Raw genomic sequence first — 23203 nt, 5'->3', positions numbered from 1 at the left:
TGAGTGCTTGGGCTTGCTCGGGGACAACTCGCTTTCCTGCGGGGAGCTGGGAAGCCTCCTCGTTCGCTTTCGCTCTCTGCGGGGTCTTCCCTAGGCTCCTTCCCCCGCGGGAGTCTCGCAGTCCCCGAGCAAGCCCCGGCTTTAAAGAGATGAACGGCCCAGTAGGTCGTATCAGGGGGGACTCACCCTATATAGCATGTTTTCGTTCACCCTTATATGGTAAAGGTGGGCCTGGAAATTGCGAGACTCCCGTGGGCAGAAGAGCCTAGGTGAGACCCCGGAAGCCGGCGTGCCGGCTGAGGAGGCTCACCAGCTCCCCACAGGAAAGCGAGTGATTTCCAGGCCCACCTTATGCTCAATTGAAGTTAACGAAAACAGTCTCTCAGCTTCGAGACTTCAAGATTGCTGCCCTATACTTGACCAAGCTTGTTATGAGGAAACAACATTAAACTTTAACAGAGCCAATAAAATAAAAAACCTGAATCCATTTAGGATTCAGGTTTTGTAAGGTATTACTGGATAGCAGCTTCTAGAGCTACTTCGATCATTTCATTGAAAGTCGTTTGACGCTCTTCTGAAGTCGTTTCTTCGCCTGTGATTATGTGATCACTTACTGTCAGAACAGAAAGAGCCTGGCGATCGTATTTCGCTGCAAGCGTATAGAGTGCTGTCGTTTCCATTTCAACGGCCAATACGTTGTAATTAGCTAGTTGATCAAATAATTCCATTGCGTTGTCGCGATAGAAGCTATCACTAGTAAAGACGTTACCAACACGAAGTTCAAGGCCTTGTTTCTCTCCAGCATCGTAGGCAGCTTTCAATAAACCAAAGTCAGCTGTAGGGGCATAATCTATGCCGCCAAACGTCATGCGGTTCATTTGAGAATCTGTAGAAGAAGTAGACGCTAAAATAACGTCGCGTACTTTTACATCTTTCTGAAGGGCACCGCAGGAACCGACGCGGATTAATTTCTGAACATCATATTCTTGTATTAGCTCATTTACATAAATAGAGATTGATGGAACACCCATGCCTGTACCTTGTACAGATATACGTTCTCCTTTATAAGTACCTGTGTAACCATACATGCCACGAACCTCATTGTAGCAAGTTACATCTTCTAAAAAGTTCTCTGCGATATACTTTGCGCGAAGTGGGTCGCCAGGTAATAAGATTTTATCTGCTATATCTCCTTTGTTTGCACCAATATGTACACTCATCGGATCATGCCTCCTTAGTTTCTCAATTCTTACGTTTCAAAGGTACCACAAGAGTGGTTACAAAACAAATGGTAACGATTTCAGTAAGAAGTTGTATAGTGGCTAGGTTTTCCAATCATCTCTTGGTACAATAAAGGGTAAATGGAAAAACTAATAGGGAGCCTCTCTTTATCACGAAAGAGAATGGGTTCTAATACACTATGCTTATACTTCTCATCCACCATAGAAATGATGCGAAGATAGGAAAGGGGCTTTACGGCAATGAATATCTCTATTTCTAAACTACCAGGTATTGGCCAAAAGATATCACTTACAACAGCTGAAGATAGTCAACTTGTGTTAATCGTGCATCACACTGGCAAACGAGAACTCTACTTTTTTGAAGAAGCGGATAGTGATGAAGCTGATTTCGGAATGGATTTAACAGCTGATGAAACAAGGGAGCTTGGTGCGCAGTTGCTAGGTGCAACCTATCAACCTGTTGATGCAGATAAACTGAAAATGTTTAATAATCAAATTGTGATGGATTGGATTGAAATAAGAGCTGCTTCCTCATTAACTCAAAAGACAATAGAAGAATCAGAAATCCGTAACAAGACGGGGGCAACTATTATTGGATTAGTAAAAGGAGACGATATCATCGCTATACCTGAAGCTTATACAACGCTACAGGCCGGAGATGTGTTGATGGCAATTGGAAAGAAAGATCAAATTTCTTCGCTAACAGCTTTGTGTAAAGGGGAGGAATGATTCCTGTGCATGTTGAAGTGCCCACTTTGCTTGGAGCCGGGCTCGTTCTTTTGCTCATTTTTTGGCTTGGCTTTTTAAGTATCAAGATCAAATTTCCAAATGTGATTTTATATATTTTATTGGGTATTGTCCTTGCAGACGCCATTCATGGTAATGAAATATTACATTTTGCGAGTGAGATTGGAATTGTGTTGCTGTTCTTTCTTTTAGGGCTAGAATTCAACATCAAGCGGTTAGGTGGGATCGCCAAGAAGATCTGGCCGGCAGGTTTGTTAGACGTTGCTTTAAGTTTGGGCATCTCTTTACTAATCTGTTTAGGATTCGGACTGGATCTTCTGACATCCTTTTTAATTGGGGGCGTTACATATGCGACAAGCTCCTCTATTACAGCCAAATTACTCGATGATACAAGCCGTATGGCGAACTCGGAAACAGAGTTTATTCTCGCGCTTCTCATTTTTGAAGATTTAGTAGCGCCAGTCATTGTAGCAGTTCTAATGGGTGTTACAAGTGGTGGAGAATTCCAAACTGTTGACTTACTTATTCTTGTTGGGAAGATCATTGGCTTGACAGTAGGGGCCATTATTCTAGGGAAGACACTGTTTAAACGATTTGAAGAATTGCTTGAGAAGATTGATGATGAAGACTTTAAGATTGCCCTATTAATCGGGATTGCTTTATCTTATGGGGGACTTGCTCTATATTTAGGCCTTTCAGAGGTATTAGGGGCTTTTCTGGCTGGTATGATGCTTGCTGAAATCGGTAAGATTGAGCGTGTTGAACAAACGGTTCTTCCTGTAAAAGATTTGATGCTTCCGTTGTTCTTTATATATTTTGGGACGACAATAGAATTTGGCGATGGAGTTCCGAAAGTAGGTCTGCTCATAACGTTAATTGGATGGTCACTAGTGGCCAAAATTCTTGTGGGTATGATCGGCGGAAGGCTCTATGGTCTCTCAAAAAGGGTATCGTTTCGGGCTGGTTTGTCGATTTGTTCAAGGGGAGAGTTCTCTGTAGTTATTGCTGCTTTAGCAACGGGTGTAATTAAAGTGTTTAGCGGGATTTACATTGTCATTGCAGCTTTCATAGGGATGATGCTATTTGAAAGAGCCCCGCAAATTACAAACTTAATTTACGGGAAACCAAAGAAAAAGAAAAAGAATTTAAAAGTTCCAGGATAGTAAAAACGGCTCTTTAAGAAGAGCCGTTTTTTATAGGGATTCTTATGAGAAATACTGGTGCTCCAACTCATCCACTCGTTGTAAAGCAAGCTTTGAAAAATCATCATCTTTCTTATTTAGTTTCTCTTTTAAGTTATTTAGAGCCTGCTTTAGTGAATCCTCGTATGAGGGTACTTCATCTTCATATAAGTGAACGGCTGATTTGGATACATTCGCTTTTTCATATTGGCTTAGCGCTTTTCGTTGATGGAAAAAAACATTTTCCGTCTGGCCAGGGTTATGTAAGTCACCCTGTTGAGGATGCTTTAACACAGCTAGTACTTTTACTAAGTACATCGAACCACGGTCTTCTACGATTTCACCGGCGTAGACCCCTGTTTTGTAATGAGCTTTTACGACTGATCCGGTTTCAAATTCGGCCATATCGATTCCCTCCTACTTTCAAAAATTCACTTTTCTTCATGGTATCAAATCGAAGTAGGAAAAGGAATTGTCACAGATTATCTATTGCTATTGAATTAGGAAATCGTTATCATCGTAGGTAATGAATGGACTTATGACATGATAAAGGACGTGCATGCATCATGATGGAATTTCTGTATTTCCCTGAGGACAAAACAGAATATATCCCAGCTGTCATCTCACTGTTAATCTTTGCTATTGGTGCTGTAGTAGTTATGAGATGGATTATAAATGTAAATAAAAAGCAAGAGCAGAGAGCTAAGGACGAATTTGGTGAATCTGTAGAGTACTCACCTGTCAAGGATCAACAAGGCAGAGAACATGAGGACAGCAAGTAACAATCGGTGTTGGATAAAGGTGAAAAAATAATTAGCATGAAAATGAGCAGGAATCCCAAAGGGTCCCTGCTCATTTTTTATTCCCTTCCCCTCGATTGTCCTTATAATTGTTTAAGATTAGGATAGAAATGTTGAATGCTAGAAGTTGAGACATTTGAGGGGGCTAGGTCCGTTGCTGTAAAAGTGCTTTGGCTTTCTCGGGGACAACTCGCTTTCCTACGGGGAGCTGGATAGGCTCCTTATCCCGCGGGAGTCCCGCAGTCCCCGAGCAAGCCCTGCCCATAGGTAGTGAACGCACCTCATTCAACTCTGGTGCTTAAGCACCCACTCCCATATATGGCGTGTTTCCGTTACGCTCCATTAAAGCTGACGGAAACCTCCCTCCCTCCATCTATCGCAAAACATCACTATCATAGTTTTAAGTCTTCCATATAAGGGGGCTTTATATGGAAGAGCTTGTTAGGAAACTGGAGGTGTTGGGGTTGGTTTCGCATAGCCTTCCTTGTAGGTCTCATCAATCATGGAGCGTATATCTTCAACAGACTCTCCCTTGCTATACTCGATCATCGCTTTAGCTGCGATCTCAAGGCAAACGTTACATTTCGTACCATGGTCATCCCATACGATCGATTGTTCATCTTGGTCATGAATGAAGCAATCGTAATTGTTCATATGTCCGACGCTTTCGCCGCATCCACAGTAACAAGGCATTTGTTCAAGTAAATCTTGATGTTGAGCGGCTCCTTGATAGATGGTCTTGATGTCCTCGTGTTTTTCATCTAGGAAAGAAGGTAAAGCTTCCTTACTAACTGTAGTTTCCTGAATGTCACCCATAACAACCTGGTGATCCCCTTTATCATGGTTGCTCTCCTCATTTCCGCATCCGGTTAACCCTATACTCATTAGCAATAGTCCAATGAAGACCATGGAAATTTTACGCATGCCATTTTCTCCTTCAATAACCTTTATTTTTCTCTAGTTTACCGCTTTCATATAGGGAGTTCAATTGGCTTCACAGAAAAGACAAGAATAGAGTAAGACTGAGGATGAGGATCAGGATTAAAACGATTAGAACTAGTCAACACTGTATAGTAAGTATGCTTGAAAGGAAGAGGTAACATGAGAGTAGGGAAACTTGGCGCAATCTTCGCGCTTGCTTTATTTGTAGCAGGGTGTTCCAGTCAAAATCGTTCATCCTTTGAAATAGAGATGTATAATCCTGCAGGGGATGCATTAGGGACGGCTAAATTATCAGAAGAAAATGATTCTGTAGCTATTAAGTTATCGTTAACGGGTCTAACTCCTGGGCTTCATGGCATACACGTTCATGAGTACCCGGTATGTGAGGGGCCTGACTTTAAATCAGCAGGTAATCACTTAAATCCTGACAATAAAGAACATGGAGCAATGAATCCGAAGGGAACTCATTTAGGAGATATGCCTAATGTTGAGGCGGATTCATCTGGAAAAGTAAATGCAGAACTTGCAGTCCAAGGGGCAACGCTAATGGATGGAAAAATGTCTTTACTGAAAGATGAAGGGACCTCATTAGTCATTCATGAAGGTGTGGATGATGGTCTGACTCAGCCTGCTGGTGATGCGGGAGACAGGGTTGCATGTGGTGTGATTCAGCTAGAAGAAGCAGCTAATAAGAACCCTCCATCTGATCCTTCAGAAGATGTGGGAGAGGAAGAGAAGGAATAAAGAACGATCATAAGAAAAAGGCTGCCTCATATGAGGCAGCCTTTTTTATTAGATATCTTGTTCTGTTAATACCATGGGTCCTTCTTTTGTAATGGCGATTGTGTGCTCGAATTGAGCGGATAACCCTTTATCTGTAGTTCGAGCTGTCCATCCATTCTCATCCATCTGAGAGTGCCAAGTACCTGTATTCACCATTGGTTCAACTGTAATCACCATGCCTTCTTTCAGGCGCTGGCCTTTCCCCGCTTCTCCGTAATGAAGAATGTTTGGTTCTTCGTGAATAGAATTTCCTATACCGTGTCCTGTGAAGTCACGTACTACGGAATAGCCTTCACCTTCTACGTAAGATTGGATGGCGTGACCAATATCACCTAAGCGTTTACCAACCTGACACTGCTCAATTGATTTATAGAGAGCTGTTTTCGTAACATCTACAAGACGTTGTGTTTCTTCTGAAACTTCTCCGACTGCATATGTCCAAGCAGAGTCGGCAAGGGCGCCATTTAGGTTTACAACCATATCGATTGTCACGATATCGCCGTTTTTTAGTGCTTCTTTACGAGGGAAGCCGTGACAAATTTCATCATTAATGGATGCACAAGTGGCAAATTCATAGCCCTGGTAGCCTTTTTGTTCTGGTGTAGCACCATGTTTAGCCAAGTAATGATCAACGAAGTTCTCGATCTCCATTGTCGTTACACCAGGTTTGATCATTTTGGCAATTTCTTTGTGTGCAGATGCCAGCAGTTTTCCGGCTTCGTGCATCAACTCAATTTCTCGCTTACTTTTACGATTAATCATGTTTCTCACCTTACCTTCTAGAACTGAAAGGGTCTTGCTACTATCTTATGAGACCTACCCATAACGATACCATGGATTGCGATTTAATTCGAATCAGTCTCGTTTTGGTTCTTCACTGCTTGAACAATTCGATCGATTCCTTCGTTCAAGGTTTGGGGAGGTGTAGCAATATTGATACGCATAAATCCTTCGCCTTCTTTTCCGAAAGATGCGCCATCATTTAGACCAACTTTAGCTTTCGTTCTCATAAATTCTTTTAACTCATTATGTGAAAGACCAAGCCCCCGACAATCCATCCAAACAAGGTAGGTTCCCTCAGGCTCAATAATTTGAATCTGATTTGTTTCTTCATGAACTCGTTTCATCAGCTGGTCTTTATTTGCATCCAACACTTCAACCAGCTCATTTAGCCATTCCTCACCATGTTCGTATGAAGCTTCGATGGCTGTTACTCCCATGGTGTTTAGCATATTAAGTCCTTGAAGGCCAAACTGAGCATCAATCTTCTTCTTCATATCTTCATCAGGAGTTACAATATAGGATGCTTGTAGGCCAGCAATGTTAAACGTCTTCGTTGGTGAGAAGTAGGTTGTCGTTCTATGTGCTACCTCATCCGATAAAGAAGCGATTGGTATATGTTTGTGCCCGGCATATACCAGGTCAGCGTGAATTTCATCAGAAAAAATGAGGACATCGTGTTTGACACAAAGGTCAGCCATTCGTTGTAATTCATCTTCTGTCCATACTCGGCCTACTGGATTATGAGGGTTGCAGAGTATAAAAGCCTTCACGTTTTGAATCTTCTCTTCAAAATCCTCGAAGTCGATTTCATATCGTCCATCCTGTAGTTGAAGAGAGCTTGTAACTATATTTCGATCATGTTTTTTTATAACATCATAGAACGGAGGATAAACAGGTGTCTGAATTAAAATTGAATCTCCTGGTTCTGTAAGTGCCTCTACACTTGTGTGAAGAGAAGGAACAACGCCTGGGCTATAAGAAAGCCAATCGGTGTTGATTTCCCAATTGTGTTTTTTAGAAAGCCATCCTTTTATAATCGAATGGATCGCTTCATCTGTAACTGTGTAACCAAATATTCCGTGACTAGCGCGATCAACGAGAGCATCTACAACAGGTTTTGGTGTTTGAAAGTCCATGTCAGCTACCCACATAGGCAGGATTTCTTTATCTTTAAAAAGTTGCTCTGTAAGGTCCCATTTAACAGAGCGCGTGTTTCGTCTATCTACAACTTCATTGAATGTCATATTGTTCCCCTCCTAATATAGATCCATTTCTATTAGTATGATACAAAAAATTCCCGTAAAAACGAAACAATCCGTATGAGAAAAAAGAGAGAAAAAGAATAAGCGACCCTTTAAGAGGTCGCTTGCCTTGTTGGTAAACAGAATTGTTTAATCTTTTCAGTTAACACAGATGGAACTTCTTCTGGAAGTAAATGCCCGCTTTGTTCGAAAACTTCTAGTTCAGCTGACGGCAAATCTTTTACCAATCGATACCCGAGTGAAACAGGTAGGACCTTATCTTCTTTTCCCCAGAATACCAAACAACTTGCTTCAATTTCTCTTAAATACTGAGATGCTAAGTCTCCTTCTCGATCGCGAATCATTTTGGAAAGGCATCTGAATATCTCTTCTTTGAAAAAAGGCTTCATATATCCTTGAATCATCTCTTTATTGATCATGTGGGGATCGTGTACACAATCAAGAAGAGAGTGATAAACTCCTTTCTTGTACAAGTGCCGTTTTAACAGGAAAGGAAATACAGGTAATCGACTAGCATGCTGTAACCAGAAACCTAGTTTTTTCATATAGGTTGACGGGGCCATGAGAATAAGTTTATCGATTCGTTCAGGGAAGAGATGGCTACATGTGAGTGCAACTTGACCTCCCATTGAATGCCCGGCAATAGAGGCTTTCTGAATATTGTGCTGGTCCATTAATTCAATGATAATGTGTGCGAAGTTTGAGTAGGAAAATTTGTAAGACCAATTCTTGTCACTGTTACCAAAAGGTGGATAGTCGAAGGAAAAGACATCAAAGTGTTCAAGTAATTCTGGTATCATAAAGCGGTAGCAAAACTTAGAAGATAAAAATCCGTGTACAAAGACAAGGGCCGGTTTTCTGCCAGAGGATGGGGAGGTGTAACGCTGGTAGGCGATATTAACTCCGTTATGCTTTAGCCATTCATCATCTACGTGGATGTGTAATCCGTTCACTGTCCATTAACCTCCATCATTAGATTGTCTAAGGAAATGAGTAGTAGTAGGCTTTTTCCTTTTAAAATAATTGGTTAAACATTTGAGTCGGTTGGAATATAAACGTACATGAGGTTAGGTTGTACGAAAGAGAGGGTTTCATTCAAGAGGCAAAAAAAAAAGCAAAGCGCCGAGTACGCTTTGCCTCACAGGGGGAATACGAGAAAGTCTTACATAACTCAATATTACCGCTTTTAAGTAATGTTAAACCACATTTTTTTTATTTTTTATATTTAATTTCTTTTAGCATCTCCATAACTTTTAACACATCGTCTTCTGTAAACTCTTTTACATGGCGAAGAAATAGTTTTGTTCGCTTTACTCCAACTTCCATAATTAAATTCTTTAATTCATCATCAACTTCTGATTCGTTTGCCGTGTTTGTACTCTCTAACAATTCAGATGCAGGCATATCAAGAACAGTGGATATTCTCAGGATCGTTTGTAATTCAGGGGTGTGTTCGTCATTTTCAATTCTTTCCATTGTTTGTTGTCCAGTTCGAACGCGGAAAGCAAAGTCTTCTAAAGAGAGACCTAGTTGTTCACGTTGAGTGCGAATTTGTTTACCTAAACTCATTAGAACGCCTCCTTATCCCTTTTCCAAAATGTAGTATACTCCCTTTATCTTATCATACATAAATTCTAAAATAATCCGTATATGTAACAACATTTTGAAACTTTAAATTCAATATATCTTATAATTTAAGGAACGTATTGCGCCTTTTAAAACCCTTGTGTTGGGAGAGCTCGTAGATGTTGATTTAATAGGATTTAAGTGCGACTTCCTTTTGCGAAAAACGAGGTCTTGTGCTATAATCATATATTGCGTGAAATTAAAACGAATATAAACAGATCGGGAGTTGTATAGCAATGGCAAAGTTCGAAACAGGTCAAGTATTGGAAGGTAAAGTAACAGGCATTCAACCATATGGTGCATTCGTTGCTTTAGACGAAGAAGTACAAGGTTTAGTACACATTTCTGAGGTTACTCATGGTTTCGTTAAAGACATTAACGAGCACCTAAACGTTGGTGACAAAGTAAATGTAAAAATCCTAAACATCGATGAAGAAAAAGGTAAGTATTCTTTATCAATCCGTGCGACTCAAGAAGCTCCTAAGCAAGAGAAGCAACCACAGCGTAAGCCTCAACAGCAAAAGCAACAAGCTGCTGTTCAACAAGAAGAAGGTACACCAGCTGGCTTCAACACGCTTAAGGATAAGCTTGACGAGTGGATTAACCAGTCTAAAGAGCGCGAAAATACTTTCCGTAAGTAATAACGAAAAGAGGCTGCCCTATATAGGGCAGCCTCTTTTTTATGTTGTCATCAGCATAATGAAAAGCTCTTAGCAGTGTCATTATCCTCTCTGACCTTAAACAAAGTAATTATTCAGTCTCTGGTTCAGTGCGATCAGCCATTTCTTCACTTGGTTTGAATAGTAAGCTCAGGCTAATAAGACCACTAATTCCTACAAGTGTATAGATCACACGTGCAAATGCGCCGCTCTGTTCGCCGCCTCCAAATAAAGCTGCCACTAAATCGAACTGAAACAATCCAATAAGTCCCCAGTTTACAGCTCCAATGATTACTAACAACAAAGCAATACGTTGTAGAGTACTCATGATCTATTCCTCCTTCATAATTTGAATATGATTCTGTAGTAGCTTTTGTAGTTTTTGATGAAGTATACAAAAATGTTAGGTATAAAAGGGAGCTTAAGGTTTTGAAGTGGATTTTTTTAATAAGAATTTTTGAAAGCTGATCGGGCTTTTCATTAATCGGTTGCGCGGGTGAGAAGGAATGAACTGAATTATGATTCTAAGCTGATTTTTTGATCTTTGGGATTATGTTGGACATAATAGACACTGGACTTAATTCTGAAAGGGGAATTTACCAACATGGAACAGTTTGTATTTCACAATCCGACAAAATTAATCTTTGGTAAAGATCAATTAGAAAAATTATCAGAGGAAATCCCTTCCGATGTAAAAAATGTGCTACTTGTTTATGGTGGCGGCAGTATCAAAAAGAATGGTTTATATGATCAGGTTGTTAATAAATTAAACGATATGAATGTAACGATTACAGAATTAGCAGGTGTTGAACCCAACCCTCGCTTAGCTACAGTTAAGAAAGGTGTACAGCTTGCTAAGGAAAATAATATAGACTTCTTACTTGCAGTAGGGGGCGGCAGTGTAATTGACGCTACCAAAACGATTGCAACGGGGGCAAAATACGATGGGGATCCATGGGATCTTGTTACGCGTAAGGCGACACCTGAAGATGCGATTGAATTTGGTACCGTTCTTACATTAGCAGCAACAGGTTCTGAGATGAATGCTGGTTCTGTTATAACGAACTGGGAAACAAACGAAAAGTACGGTTGGGGTGCGCCACCGTTCACAAATCCTAAGTTCTCTATTCTAGATCCAACTAACACCTTAACCGTTCCTCGCGATCAAACGATTTACGGTATGGTAGATATGATGAGTCACATTTTCGAACAATACTTCCACCAGCCAACAAATGCGCCTGTACAAGATCGCATGGCTGAAGGAGTTTTAAAAACGGTTATTGAAACAGCACCGAAGTTGTTAGAAGACCTTGAGTCTTATGAGCATCGTGAAACGATTCTTTATGCTGGAACAATCGCTTTAAATGGTATGCTTCAAATGGGTTACCGTGGCGACTGGGCAACTCACAATATTGAGCATGCCGTTTCTGCTGTCTATGATATCCCGCACGCAGGCGGACTTGCGATTCTATTCCCTAACTGGATGAAGCATAACGTAGACCACAATGTAGATCGCTTTAAGCAACTAGCTGTGCGCGTCTTTGAAGTGGATCCAGAAGGCAAAGATGACCGAACAGTTGCGCTTGAAGGTATCGATAAACTTCGTGAATTCTGGACATCTCTAGGTGCGCCGGAACGTCTTGCTGACTACGATATTGGTAATGATCAACTTGATCTTATCGTAGATCGTGCAATGAAGCGTGGTCCGTTTGGTAACTTCAAAGAACTTCATGACGAAGATGTGAAAGCTATTTTAGAAATGTCTCTATAAGCATGAATCAAAAGCAGGCTGTTCTCAGCCTGCTTTCTATTTCTTTTGTATGATTTTTTATAAAAATTGCTCCCTGTATTCGCTTACATGGGTGAGAGCGCTTGATTTGCTGTAAGCGTTTCGATAAAGTGAAGTTTAGAAAGATAAGTTGGAGGGATACATAATGACTCACATTCGTTTTGATTATGAAAAAGCGTTACCGTTCTTTGGTGAACATGAATTAACGAATATAAAAGAAACTGTAAAGCTAGCACACCATTCTTTACACAATAAAACAGGTGCCGGAAACGATTTCTTAGGTTGGTTAGACCTTCCTGAACAATATGACAAAGAAGAATTCTCTCGTATTCAAAAAGCGGCTGACAAGATTAAATCAGACTCTGATGTATTACTTGTAGTTGGTATAGGAGGATCATACCTCGGTGCACGTGCGGCTTTGGAAATGCTAAACCATTCGTTTTATAATGAACTGTCTAAAGATCAGCGTGAAACACCACAAGTCTTTTTCGTAGGGAACAGCATCAGTGCTCCTTACGTTAACGACCTATTTGATGCAATCAAGGACAAGGACGTTTCTATAAACGTTATTTCAAAGAGTGGTACAACAACTGAACCTGCTATTGCTTTCCGAATCTTCCGTGAGTTCTTGGAGAACAAGTACGGTAAAGAAGAAGCGCGTAAGCGTATATATGCGACTACAGATAAGCAAAAAGGTGCACTTAAAACGTTAGCATCTGAAGAGGGTTATGAAAGTTTCGTCATCCCAGATGATGTTGGTGGACGCTTCTCTGTGCTTACAGCTGTTGGACTTCTTCCTATTGCTGCAAGTGGCATTAACATACAAGAAATGATGGAGGGTGCTCAACTTGCCCAACAACAGTTAAGTGAAGAGGATCTTGAGAAGAACCCAGCTTACCAATATGCAGCAGTACGTAATGCTCTTTATAGCAAAGGTAAGACGATTGAGATGCTTGTAAACTATGAACCAGCACTTCAATACTTTGCTGAGTGGTGGAAGCAATTATTTGGAGAGAGTGAAGGAAAAGACCAAAAAGGAATTTTCCCATCTTCCGCGAACTTCTCGACTGATCTTCACTCAATGGGACAATATGTTCAAGATGGTCGCCGTGACTTGTTTGAGACCGTTCTTCATGTTGAAGAACCAAAGAGTGATGTGACGATTAAAGAAGATGAGCAGAACCTGGATGGTTTGAACTACCTTGCAGGAGAGACAATTGACTTTGTAAACGAGAAAGCTTATGAAGGTACTATGCTTGCTCACACAGATGGTCAAGTACCGAACTTAATCGTGCATGTACCGAAATTAGATGCATATACATTCGGTTACATGGTTTACTTCTTCGAAAAAGCTTGTGCAATTAGTGGTTACCTACTGGGTGTTAATCCATTTGACCAACCAGGAGTAGAAGCTTATAAGAAGAACATGTTCGCTTTACTAGGTAAGCCAGGTTTCGAAGCTCAAAAAGCAGAATTAGAAAATCGCTTGAACAAATAAGATAAAATGATGAAGTTGAGAACGAGCACCTTTTTAGGGTGCTCGTTTTTTTTGTTGGTGGAAATAGGTGTAGGGTGTGGAGGGAGCTTATTAGCTCAAGTCGTGGAAGGAAGGGCGCAAGGTTGGGGATTGAATTAAGTGGGGGATAAGAGGGCTCGAGTAGAGGAGGAAGCGGCTCTAGTTAGTGGGAAGTGGCTCAAGCAGGTGGTGAACTGGCTCAACATTCGGCAACATTGACTCAAGTCGTTCGAAATCCAGCTCAAGTTAAGAGGAGGTGACTCAAGTTAGGTAATTCTGACTCTAGTTGAAGGGGAATCGACTTAAGATTCATCAAAAGCGGCTCAAGTGTATGCTGGAAGGTTGCTGCGAGTCTCAAGTTAGATCGTACTAGATCAAGTTGACTAATTGGACGAGAGATATTTCATAAATAAAAAAGGAGGATCCGATTGAGGATCCTCCTTTTCTATAGATAGCAGAGAGTTACTGAGCTGTATACCCGCCGTCAATGACAATCGCTTGTCCTGTTACACTTTTCGCTTTTTCACTAGATAAGAACATTGCGTAGTCTGCAATTTCCTCTACTTGTAGAAGGCGTTTTTGTGGAACAAGAGGATAGATGACTTCTTCTAATACTTTTTCTAATTCTACGCCACGTGATTTCGCAAGGTCTTCCATTTGACCCCTTACAAGAGGTGTGTCTACATAGCCTGGAGCAATGGCGTTTACTGTGATGCCGTGTTCTGCGCCTTCTAGGGCAGAGACTTTAGATAAGCCAATTACACCGTGTTTAGCACTGTTATATGCCGCTTTGCCACTAAAGCCAATTAGTCCATTGATGGAAGCCATATTTAGAATACGGCCGTAACCTTGTTCTTTCATAATTGGAAATACTTTTTTCGTAGCGATAAATGGTGCTGTAAGCATAATATCTTGCATTAAACGGAATTTGTCTGTTGGAAATTCTTCGATTGGAGAGACGTGTTGAAGGCCTGCGTTATTAATAAGAACGTCAAGGCGACCGTAAGTTTCAACAGCCTTATCGATAGCAGCTTCAATTTCTTCTTCACTTGTTACGTCAGCTTTTACGCCAATCGCGTTTAACCCTTTTTCTGTAAGGGATTTTGCTGCTTCTTGTACACCTTCATCATTTACATCAGAAAGTACAACTTTTGCTCCATTTTCAGCAAATGTTTCCCCGATTTCGTAACCAATACCGCGTGCGGCTCCTGTAATAAATACTACTTGGTTTTCGACCATGATTATTTCCTCCCCAATTCAATGTGTTTTTATATTCATTAGAATGATCGTCCTTTTACGACCTAAAGAAAGTATAAGGTAGTTGCATGAGTAACTCAAAAATTTTGATTAACATGAGAATACGCAAAATTTTCTTTATTTTAGCAAGAAAAAGAATGTTTGAGATTGAAGCATATCGTTGGAAATAAGGCCTTAATAGGATTTAGGATTATCTTGGAGTAATATGGGGTAATTCTCTATATTGATTTTTTATGGAATTATATCTAAAAAAATTAACAAAAAATGAAAGAGGAGGTCGAAAGCGTGATTGCAATTATTGTAGGTTTAATTGCCCTAATGGTAATGGCGTACTTAGGTTGGTCTATTTTATGGATTGCTCCTGTGGCAGCAGCTATCGTCGCATTACTTTCTGGCATGGATATTTACTCAGCTTTTACATCTGACTTTATGTCTGGATTTGCGTCATTTGCAAGAGATTTCTTCCCGGTGTTCCTATTTGGTGCTGTATTCGGGAAATTGATGGAGGTTACTGGAAGCGCGAGAACGGTAGCTTCGTTTCTCTCTAAGATCGTCGGAAAAGAGAGAGCTATTTTAGGAGTGCTTTTAGGTGCTGCGATTCTTACATACGGAGGAGTTAGTCTTTTCGTTGTTGTTTTTGTTATGTATCCTTTAGCATTGAATTTATTTAGGGAGGCTAACATTAGCCGTAAAGTAATACCCGGAACGATTGTTCTTGGAGCTTTCACATTTACGATGACGGCATTACCGGGAACAGCACAAGTGCAAAACTATATCCCGACACAGTTCTTTAATACGACCATGATGGCAGCTCCGATTATGGGGATTGTAACAGGTCTTATTATGGCTGTAGGGGGATATTTCTATCTGTCTTACCGTGCGAACAAGTTAACTAAAGCAGGTGAGGGATTTACGGAGCCAGGTGGTGAGGAAAAGAAAGAAGAGGAAGGCAAGGATCCAAACGTTTTCCTTTCTTTCTTACCCCTTCTAGCTGTTGTGATCTCTATAAACGTACTGAATTTAGAAATGCTAAGCGCACTTTTAATCGGAATTGTTCTTACATTTATACTGAATTTTAAATCTTTCAAGAAGTTTACAGGTGCTATGAATGATGGTGCTAAAGGAGCGGTTACCGCTGTTGTAAATACAGGCGCTGCTGTTGGTTTTGGTGCTGTCGTAAAGAATGCTCCTGCATTCCCTGCTATTAAAGAGGCATTATTAAATATCAAAGGTGGTCTCACCATTTCTGATGCATTGTCTACACAAGTTCTGGCTATGATTACAGGATCAGCTTCAGGTGGTATGAACATCACGCTAAATGCCCTTGGATCAGAATACTATCAGCAAGCGTTAGATATGGGGTTAAATCCTGAGATTTTACACCGCGTTACAGCATTAGCTTCTGGGGCGTCTATTTTGCCTCACAATGGTGCTCTTCTAACAGTCTTTGCTATTACGGGAATGACGCACAAAGATTCTTATAAGGATATTTTCTTTGTAGGACTACTCATTCCATTTATCGCAACCGTAGTAGGTATTCTTATGTCTTATGTAGGTATTGTATAAATCGCACAAAAGATGAAACGGCACCCTATTGAATAGGGTGCCGTTTTTTATTCATCTCTTCTGTGCATATCGGCTGATTGGGTTGGGGTAAGCTAAGAAAAAAGAAAGGCGGGATAAAATGATTCCGATTCCTTCTGGGATACAAGGGCAAGTCTTTTCGTTATTTGATCTTGAGCAGAAACTAAAGCCCCGTGGCTATGATATCGGTGGTAACTGGGATTATGACCATGGCTCGTTTGATTATAAGATTTCTGACGAGGTGGGTTATCAGTTTTTGCGAGTTCCCTTTTCTGTAGTAAATGGCCAGCTAGACGATAAAGAGGTTACAGTGAGGCTTGGTGAGCCCTATTTACTGTCTCATAAATATCAAAGAGGTCTAGACGACAATGTGCATGTTGGGAACTTCAGTGCATCATTTGACCAATTCTCAGAACCTCAAGACCCTGACGCAGAATTCCCTGAAGAATATATCGATACTGGGAAAGAGCTTGTAGAAGAATTAGATCGGATTTTACTCACTTAAATTCGAGAGGACGATTAGGTGATCTTCCTTTTTTAAAATGGATTGAGACGGAGGGTTAATATAAAGCTCTCCGTTTTGTTCCATTCCTAACAGTAATTCTTCTTGTTCTAAAAAGGATAAAGCACAGTACTTAAAGGTTTCTCCTACCATTTCATCTGGAACAGTTATTTGTTTATATTGCTGAGAGGAAAGTTGGGCTACAAGTGTATCGAATGGTTTAATATGTGCTTCACGGTATAATTCATGGAAAAACAATGTACTCATGAAATCATTTGAACGTATGACCGTGTCAGCTCCGGCTCTTCTTGCGTTGGTCACTTGATTCTTTAACAAAATCTCTGTGATGATAAATAGGTCAGGATTCATGCCCCTTGCTGCTACGGTTGTAAGAATGCTGATTTGGTCGGCCTGGTGCTCTTCTTTAGATGGGTCTGACGTGATAATCATGCAGCGTGCATCTGATATGCGTGCTTTCTTCAGTGTTTTGTCTTCAGAAGCATCTCCATTAACATAATGCAGCTTATATTCCTGATACCCTAATTGATCTAATGATTTATCAATCAGTACGATATTCTCCTCATCTATATAATCTGTAATCATATTGAGTAATTGTTTCGTTCTTTCATTCCAGCCAACGATAATAATGTGATTGCTTCCTCTATAATCTACTTTCCCCTCTGAGAGGTTTCGTTCATATTTGACAGTAGATGCAGATACTGTTGCCATATAAAAGGTAACAAGACCCCCGCCGGCAATTATGAGAAATATGCCAATCACTCTGCCAAAAGTCGATAATGGAACGTAGTCTCCGTATCCGACGGTAGAGCCTGTAATAACTGCCCACCAAATCCCGTCAAAAATGGTTGGAAAGGCATCAGGTTCCACCCAATGGATGACAGCCCCAAAGAAGATCATAAAAAAGGCTACAGTCAGAAACAGGCGTAGGAAGACTGGAGTTCTGAAATACCATTGAATGGCTTGGTGTAAATGAACCTTCATCTGAAACCTCCGTTTTTTCTACCAGTATGCCCTGACACCATTTTTTTATAAACCATGTTCGCCTTCTTAGGGAATTAGGTGGAATAAAAAAAGAACCTATAAATAGGTTCTTTTTAGCATGGTTTCTCTTCACTTGCATTTTCTCTGGATTCAGCTAGCTCATGAACATTACCGAAAGGGTCGCTAAACGCAATACGTTCTCCATCCGGGAACCACACGGGCTCCTCGTCATAAAAGCGCACTCCGCGTTCTTTCAGGTCTTTCATGGTAGCGCGAATGTTTTCAACTTCGAATGTAATAATGGTAGATGCTTCTTTCCAGATATCAATATCTGTATCACGCTCTGTTTTATGAAGTGTTAATCGAATGTTGTGATCGTGTAATAAGTCTATACAAGTAGGATAATTGTCATGTTCACTTGATTTCTTTAAGTTTAGTACTTCATTGTACCATTGAATGGCGAAGTCCAAATCGCTTACATAAATATTAATTGCACATATATTCAAAATAATTCGCCTCCTGAAAAATGTAGTTTGATGAGTAGGTGATCGAAATAGAATAGTTCTTGGTGTATATTTTATAGACTTCCCTTTATAGCGAAATCAAAACTCCTCTTAAAAATACGAACATTCATAGGTGTTTTGTGATTTATATTCGTGACAGGGTAAAAAATGGGTTGAATTCTTTGGAGTAGTCCCCTATAATTAACCTCAACAAAATATTTAAGACGTACTCATATAAGGGCGAGGATATGGCTCGCAAGTTTCTACCAGGCTACCGTAAATGGTCTGACTATGAGTATTGCATACATTTGTGGAAGTTAGCTTAAAGGCTAACTCCCTTTCTTACTGCTTGTAGAATGAAACCTCACAAATGGCGCGATACTCGTGCCTTTTGTGAGGTTTTTTTATTCAGGGTGCGTCTGTGTTAGGAGAATAGATTATGGAATTGTTAAAGCAAAGAATTCAGGGAGAAGGTAAAGTTTTAAGTGATCAGGTGCTTAAAGTTGATTCATTCTTAAATCATCAGGTGGACCCTCTTTTAATGATGGAAATAGGGGAAGCATTCAGAGAACGTTTTAAACAAGAAGGAATAACGAAAATCGTTACGCTTGAATCCTCAGGGATATCTCCATCTGTAACTGCAGGGTTGGCTATGGGGGTGAAGGTGATTTTTGCTAGAAAAAGAAAATCATTAACGCTTCAAGATGGTCTTGCTACCTCTAAAGTATATTCCTTTACAAAACAAGAGTGGAGCGAAATCAGTTTATCATCCGAATTCTTATCCCCTGAGGACCGTGTACTCATTATTGATGATTTCTTAGCAAATGGCCAAGCAGCTCTTGGATTAATGGATATCGTCCAACAGGCTGGTGCACAAGTTGCCGGAATCGGAATTGTAATAGAAAAAGGGTTCCAATCAGGGAGGGACATCTTACAATCAAAAGGAATAAAAGTTGAATCCTTAGCTCGTATTCAATCCCTTCAAAATGGTTGTGTCACATTCTATGAAGAAACGGGTGTTCATGCATGAAGAACATAACAATTGGGTTGCAGCACGTATTAGCTATGTATGCAGGAGCTGTCATCGTTCCTTTAATTGTCGGTAGCTCTTTAGGCTTGAACGCGGAGGATTTAGCTTATCTTGTATCTATTGACTTACTTATGTGTGGTGTAGCAACGATCCTTCAAGCTGTTAGCAATCGATTCTTTGGCATAGGTTTACCGGTTGTTTTAGGGTGTACGTTTACAGCAGTAGCCCCGATGATCTCCATTGGAAGTAGCTCAGGGATTACAGCTATTTATGGGGCAATCATTGCAGCAGGTTTATTCGTGTTAGTGTGTGCACCGATCTTTGGGAAGCTTGTCTCTTTCTTCCCTCCTGTCGTTACAGGTTCTGTGGTGACGATTATTGGAATTACTCTCATCCCTGTCGCAATGGATAATGTAGCTGGAGGTGCAGGGAGTGAAGATTTCGGAAGTATCTCAAACCTTCTCCTTGCCTTTGGTGTACTCCTTTTAATCATTGTGCTGCAAAGAGCGTTCACAGGATTTATCCGGTCTGTTTCTATTTTAATTGGATTGGTAGCTGGAAGTCTTGTTGCGATCTTCATGGGAAAAATAGACGTATCTTCTTTAGCAGATGCTGCACTCTTCCGAATTCCAACTCCATTCTATTTCGGTGCTCCAACATTTGAAGTGACTCCAATCTTAACGATGATTCTAGTAGCGATCGTCAGTCTTGTAGAATCTACAGGAGTTTATTTTGCACTAAGTGATATAACGAATAGAAAGATTGAAGAGAAAGACATTACAAAAGGATACCGTGCAGAAGGATTAGCTATTCTGTTCGGCGGCTTCATGAACGCTTTCCCTTATACTACGTATTCGCAAAATGTTGGGCTTGTTCAGCTCTCAGGCGTAAAATCAAGAAACGTCATTTACATTGCAGGCGCTATGTTGATTGGAATCGGACTATTTCCTGTCATAGGTGCCATTACTACATTAATTCCTGAACCCGTTCTAGGAGGAGCAATGATCCCGATGTTTGGAATGGTGATCGCTTACGGAATTAAAATGTTAAGTCAAGTTGACCTAAAAGAGCAAGAAAACCTATTAATTATCGCTTGTTCTGTCGGTATGGGATTAGGTGTAACCGTCGCCCCTGACTTATTCGCCAAACTCCCTGAACAGGTTCAAATTTTAACGGATAATGGTATTGTAGCAGGTAGTTTAACCGCTATTCTGTTAAATCTCTTTTTAAATGTTGTCCCTCACAAAATGAAACGTGAACAACCAGAAAGATCACAGTCAATAGCATCCTAAAATAGGAAAAGACCAAATCCCTTGATTTGGTCTTTTTTATGGTCTACTAAACTTGTTCGTTTTCATTTGTTCAATAAAAGGACAGGATCGTTGAAAACTCGAAACTGAGAGAATGTTCCCGTTTAAGTTATTTAAGAGTAAGGTGGTTAGGGAAATCACTCGCTTTCCGCGGCGAGCTGGGGAGCCTCCTCAGTCGCATTCGCTCCCTCCGGGGTCTCCCCTAGGCTCCTACTGCCGCAGGAGTCTCGCGATTTCCCGAACCACCTTTGCCATATTAGACTTTACGGAAACATACCGTATACGGCGCAAGTTCGCTTCTTACACTTAAGCGGCTGGGCCGTTTGTGCAGAATATAGCATGGGGTGTCTGGGGAACGGGGAGACTCCTGCGGGAGAAAGAGGTCGACGAGACCCCGGACAGAACGAAGTGAAGGAGGAGGCTCGACAGCTCGCCCGCGGAAAGCGAGTCGTTCCCCAGACACCCCAAATACTAAACAAATGTAACGGCCCTATCCACACAAAAGTGTCTCAGCATCAAATCTTCCATATAAGGGAGCTTTTATGGGGGATGGTTCAGAGGATACACCGTGTTCATGTGCATGAAAAGGGTTTGGTGAGGGGCAAGATAGTTGACAATGGGGCGTGTTGAGGATACGATACGAACGTTTGAAATCATCAAGAAGCACATACGTTGGAGGAATATTATGAGCAATACAAATAAAGGAATACTACTATTATTAAGCGCTGCTTTCGGATTTGCGATAATGTCTACGTTCGTTAAACTTTCCGGAGACCTACCAGCGGTACAAAAGACGATGTTTCGTAACATTGTTTCTGCATTTATAGCATTTGGCTTTGTTTTATATAACAAAGAACGATTCTTTGGTAAAAAGGAACACCAGAAATACTTAATTTTAAGATCTTCGCTTGGAACACTTGGAATGGTGCTCTATTTCTACTCTATTGATCATCTTGTATTGTCAGATGCCGATATGTTGAATAAGTTGAGCCCTTTTCTTCTTATTATCTTTTCAGCACTATTTCTAAATGAAAAGGCGAGGAAGTTTCAGGTTGTTGCGATTATCATTGCTTTTTTAGGCACATTACTTATTATAAAACCGCAGTTCTCGGTGGAGACAATTCCTTATATGGCAGGTCTTTCATCTGCTATCTTTGCCGCCCTTGCCTATACAGTTCTTCGTTTTTTAGGTGATAAAGAAGAGTATTATACGATTGTTTTCTATTTTTCATTCTTCTCCACCGTCGTATTACTGCCATTTGTGGCACTATTTTATGAGCCGATGTCTCTACAGCAAACCTTGTATTTGCTGTTGGCTGGTGTCTTTGCGACAGTAGGCCAGTTTGGAATCACACTTGCATATAAATTTGCTCCCGCCAAAGAAATTTCGATCTTTTTCTATACGAATATTTTATTTTCAGCGGTCATCAGTATCGTGGTATTTAATCAAGTACCTGATGCATTAAGTTTTCTTGGTTATGCGATCATCTTTGGAGCTTCTTTCTATATGTTTTGGAAGAATAAAAAGGTTGGAGCGTCCTAGCATTGGTCTATGGGCGAGGAAATTGATAAGATGAAGGAAACGATTAGGGAGGAATAGTGGATGGAACAATCAGAACAAAACTTTTTATTGGAATTATTACAAACCCCATCTCCGTCGAGTATGGAGATGGAGATCCAAAAGAAATGGATCGAATACGTGAAGCCATATGCGGATGAAATTCGTACAGACAACGCTGGAAATGTCATCGGGGTGTTGAACCCTGAAGCGGAGTTTAAAATCCTTCTGGCGGGTCACAGTGATGAAATTGCGCTAGTCGTGAATCGTGTGGATGATCATGGCTTCTTACATTTTGACAAAATGGGGGGCATTAATCCGAAAGCGGCTGTTGGCATGAAAGTGACTGTTCTGGGACAAGGAGGAACGATTACGGGCGTAATTGGTGTAAATGCGCAGCACCATGGTGGGTTAAAAGGTGATTTTGGCATTGATGACCTTTTTATTGACTGTGGAGCTAAATCTAAAGAGGAAATGGAGAAATTCGTTCAGATTGGTGATCTTGCTGTATATAAGCGTGAACCGGAAATTATGATGGACAGATACATATCAGGTCGCGGGTTGGATAACCGTACGGGCGCTTTTATTGTAGCAGAAGTATTGAGGAAATTGTCTCAGAAGAATATTAATGTAGGTGTGTATGCAGCGAGTACTGTAAACGAAGAAACGAATATGGGCGGTGCCTATTTCGCAGCTGCTGGTCTTGAACCGACTATGGCGATTGCTGTTGATGTAACATTTGCGACGGATTATCCTTATGTGAATAAGAACAAGCATGGAGATATTAAACTAGAAGGTGGCCCTGTATTAGCGAAAGGTGCGCCGATCAATATTAAGATAAATCGTTTACTAGAAGAAGCGGCAAGGTCTAAAGGGATGAGCGTTCAATATGAACTTACTCCTCGTATGACGGGTACCGATGCCGATAAAATGCGTCTAACAGGGAAGGGCGTCCCAATTAGTCTCGTATCATTGCCGCTACGATACATGCATTCGCCAGTTGAAACAGCGAGCATACAGGACATTGATGAAGAAATTGAGCTTCTAGTTACGATGATTGAAAGTATGACAGGTCAGGAAAGTCTTAATCCGTTAGAAGATTAATCAAGAAGAAGGAAAAAAGCCCCC

General features: G+C 40.7%; 24 protein-coding genes and 1 riboswitch. Of the genes, 13 read left to right on the top strand and 11 right to left on the bottom strand.

All coding sequences use genetic code 11. The annotated features are described in order from the left end of the window. Positions 1-512: 512 nt before the first annotated feature. A complete protein-coding gene (gene deoD, locus IEW76_RS06200) occupies positions 513-1220 on the bottom strand; it encodes a purine-nucleoside phosphorylase (protein WP_188651937.1) in 708 nt (235 codons plus the stop codon). A 261-nt stretch (positions 1221-1481) separates the two neighbouring features. Here deoD and IEW76_RS06195 point away from each other — a divergent pair, with 261 nt between their 5' ends. Then, positions 1482-1970 (top strand): cation:proton antiporter regulatory subunit, encoded by a 489-nt coding sequence (locus IEW76_RS06195; protein WP_188651935.1) that lies wholly within the window; start codon positions 1482-1484, stop codon positions 1968-1970. Positions 1971-1975: 5 nt separating this feature from the next. Beyond that, positions 1976-3151: a cation:proton antiporter gene (locus IEW76_RS06190; RefSeq protein WP_229721139.1), complete on the top strand. Its 1176-nt coding sequence runs from the start codon at positions 1976-1978 to the stop codon at positions 3149-3151. 42 nt (positions 3152-3193) lie between these two features. Here the strand turns inward: IEW76_RS06190 and kapB are convergent, their stop codons facing one another. Then, positions 3194-3574: a kinase-associated lipoprotein KapB gene (kapB, locus tag IEW76_RS06185; RefSeq protein WP_188651931.1), complete on the bottom strand. Its 381-nt coding sequence runs from the start codon at positions 3572-3574 to the stop codon at positions 3194-3196. 161 nt (positions 3575-3735) lie between these two features. Between kapB and IEW76_RS06180 the strand changes: the two genes are divergently transcribed. After that, complete coding sequence (locus tag IEW76_RS06180) at positions 3736-3951, top strand: hypothetical protein (RefSeq protein ID WP_188651929.1); 216 nt, start codon at positions 3736-3738, stop codon at positions 3949-3951. A gap of 459 nt (positions 3952-4410) precedes the next feature. On the opposite strand, the gene IEW76_RS06175 is transcribed toward IEW76_RS06180, so the two are convergent. Then, complete coding sequence (locus IEW76_RS06175; protein WP_188651927.1) at positions 4411-4893, bottom strand: PCYCGC motif-containing (lipo)protein; 483 nt, start codon at positions 4891-4893, stop codon at positions 4411-4413. A gap of 177 nt (positions 4894-5070) precedes the next feature. Between IEW76_RS06175 and IEW76_RS06170 the strand changes: the two genes are divergently transcribed. Beyond that, on the top strand, positions 5071-5655 hold the full coding sequence (locus IEW76_RS06170) for a superoxide dismutase family protein (RefSeq protein WP_188651925.1): 585 nt from the start codon (positions 5071-5073) through the stop codon (positions 5653-5655). A 48-nt stretch (positions 5656-5703) separates the two neighbouring features. On the opposite strand, the gene map is transcribed toward IEW76_RS06170, so the two are convergent. From map to IEW76_RS06150, 4 genes are all read right to left on the bottom strand, one after another. Beyond that, positions 5704-6456: a type I methionyl aminopeptidase gene (map, locus tag IEW76_RS06165; protein WP_188651922.1), complete on the bottom strand. Its 753-nt coding sequence runs from the start codon at positions 6454-6456 to the stop codon at positions 5704-5706. A gap of 83 nt (positions 6457-6539) precedes the next feature. Then, on the bottom strand, positions 6540-7721 hold the full coding sequence (locus IEW76_RS06160; RefSeq protein ID WP_188651920.1) for a MalY/PatB family protein: 1182 nt from the start codon (positions 7719-7721) through the stop codon (positions 6540-6542). A 110-nt stretch (positions 7722-7831) separates the two neighbouring features. Then, positions 7832-8692, bottom strand: coding sequence for an alpha/beta fold hydrolase (locus IEW76_RS06155; protein WP_188651918.1), 861 nt, complete (start codon positions 8690-8692; stop codon positions 7832-7834). 259 nt (positions 8693-8951) lie between these two features. Next, complete coding sequence (locus IEW76_RS06150; RefSeq protein ID WP_188651916.1) at positions 8952-9308, bottom strand: helix-turn-helix domain-containing protein; 357 nt, start codon at positions 9306-9308, stop codon at positions 8952-8954. Positions 9309-9601: 293 nt separating this feature from the next. Here IEW76_RS06150 and yugI point away from each other — a divergent pair, with 293 nt between their 5' ends. Further along, positions 9602-10006: a S1 domain-containing post-transcriptional regulator GSP13 gene (gene yugI / locus IEW76_RS06145; RefSeq protein ID WP_036782662.1), complete on the top strand. Its 405-nt coding sequence runs from the start codon at positions 9602-9604 to the stop codon at positions 10004-10006. Between the two features lie 109 nt (positions 10007-10115). Here yugI and IEW76_RS06140 read toward each other — a convergent pair whose 3' ends face one another. Further along, positions 10116-10352: a DUF378 domain-containing protein gene (locus IEW76_RS06140; RefSeq protein WP_188651914.1), complete on the bottom strand. Its 237-nt coding sequence runs from the start codon at positions 10350-10352 to the stop codon at positions 10116-10118. 276 nt (positions 10353-10628) lie between these two features. Between IEW76_RS06140 and IEW76_RS06135 the strand changes: the two genes are divergently transcribed. Next, the gene (locus IEW76_RS06135; RefSeq protein ID WP_188651912.1) at positions 10629-11795 is read left to right on the top strand and encodes an iron-containing alcohol dehydrogenase; all 1167 of its coding nucleotides are present in this window, start codon (positions 10629-10631) and stop codon (positions 11793-11795) included. A 163-nt stretch (positions 11796-11958) separates the two neighbouring features. Further along, the gene (locus IEW76_RS06130; protein ID WP_188651910.1) at positions 11959-13311 is read left to right on the top strand and encodes a glucose-6-phosphate isomerase; all 1353 of its coding nucleotides are present in this window, start codon (positions 11959-11961) and stop codon (positions 13309-13311) included. Between the two features lie 480 nt (positions 13312-13791). Here IEW76_RS06130 and IEW76_RS06125 read toward each other — a convergent pair whose 3' ends face one another. Further along, complete coding sequence (locus IEW76_RS06125) at positions 13792-14568, bottom strand: 3-hydroxybutyrate dehydrogenase (RefSeq protein ID WP_188651908.1); 777 nt, start codon at positions 14566-14568, stop codon at positions 13792-13794. A 303-nt stretch (positions 14569-14871) separates the two neighbouring features. On the opposite strand from IEW76_RS06125, the gene IEW76_RS06120 reads away from it, so the two are divergent. Both IEW76_RS06120 and IEW76_RS06115 read left to right on the top strand, forming a co-directional pair. Further along, on the top strand, positions 14872-16152 hold the full coding sequence (locus IEW76_RS06120) for a GntP family permease (RefSeq protein ID WP_188651906.1): 1281 nt from the start codon (positions 14872-14874) through the stop codon (positions 16150-16152). Positions 16153-16270: 118 nt separating this feature from the next. Beyond that, complete coding sequence (locus IEW76_RS06115) at positions 16271-16675, top strand: YugN-like family protein (RefSeq protein WP_188651905.1); 405 nt, start codon at positions 16271-16273, stop codon at positions 16673-16675. Here IEW76_RS06115 and IEW76_RS06110 read toward each other — a convergent pair. Beyond that, on the bottom strand, positions 16664-17674 hold the full coding sequence (locus IEW76_RS06110) for a potassium channel family protein (protein WP_188651903.1): 1011 nt from the start codon (positions 17672-17674) through the stop codon (positions 16664-16666). The two genes, IEW76_RS06115 and IEW76_RS06110, sit on opposite strands and share 12 nt — an antisense overlap. A gap of 113 nt (positions 17675-17787) precedes the next feature. Then, the gene (locus IEW76_RS06105; protein WP_188651900.1) at positions 17788-18180 is read right to left on the bottom strand and encodes a VOC family protein; all 393 of its coding nucleotides are present in this window, start codon (positions 18178-18180) and stop codon (positions 17788-17790) included. Between the two features lie 207 nt (positions 18181-18387). Next, positions 18388-18489, top strand: a riboswitch (purine riboswitch). Between the two features lie 127 nt (positions 18490-18616). On the opposite strand from IEW76_RS06105, the gene IEW76_RS06100 reads away from it, so the two are divergent. The 4 genes from IEW76_RS06100 to IEW76_RS06085 all read left to right on the top strand — a co-directional run bounded on the left by IEW76_RS06100 (position 18617) and on the right by IEW76_RS06085 (position 23179). Beyond that, complete coding sequence (locus IEW76_RS06100; RefSeq protein ID WP_188651898.1) at positions 18617-19207, top strand: xanthine phosphoribosyltransferase; 591 nt, start codon at positions 18617-18619, stop codon at positions 19205-19207. Beyond that, positions 19204-20499, top strand: coding sequence for a nucleobase:cation symporter-2 family protein (locus IEW76_RS06095; RefSeq protein WP_188651896.1), 1296 nt, complete (start codon positions 19204-19206; stop codon positions 20497-20499). Before IEW76_RS06100 ends, IEW76_RS06095 begins: the two co-directional genes overlap by 4 nt. A 703-nt stretch (positions 20500-21202) precedes the next feature. Further along, positions 21203-22060 carry a DMT family transporter gene (locus IEW76_RS06090; protein ID WP_188651894.1) on the top strand — a complete coding sequence of 286 codons (858 nt, stop codon included), beginning with the start codon at positions 21203-21205 and terminating at the stop codon, positions 22058-22060. 60 nt (positions 22061-22120) lie between these two features. Beyond that, positions 22121-23179, top strand: coding sequence for a M20/M25/M40 family metallo-hydrolase (locus tag IEW76_RS06085; RefSeq protein WP_188651892.1), 1059 nt, complete (start codon positions 22121-22123; stop codon positions 23177-23179). The last annotated feature ends 24 nt before the right edge of the window (positions 23180-23203 follow it).

Origin of the sequence: Pontibacillus salipaludis, from assembly GCF_014642405.1 — a bacterium.
GTDB classification, from domain to species: Bacteria; Bacillota; Bacilli; order Bacillales; family BH030062; genus Pontibacillus; species Pontibacillus salipaludis.
This window is presented reverse-complemented; position numbering and strand designations above follow the sequence as displayed.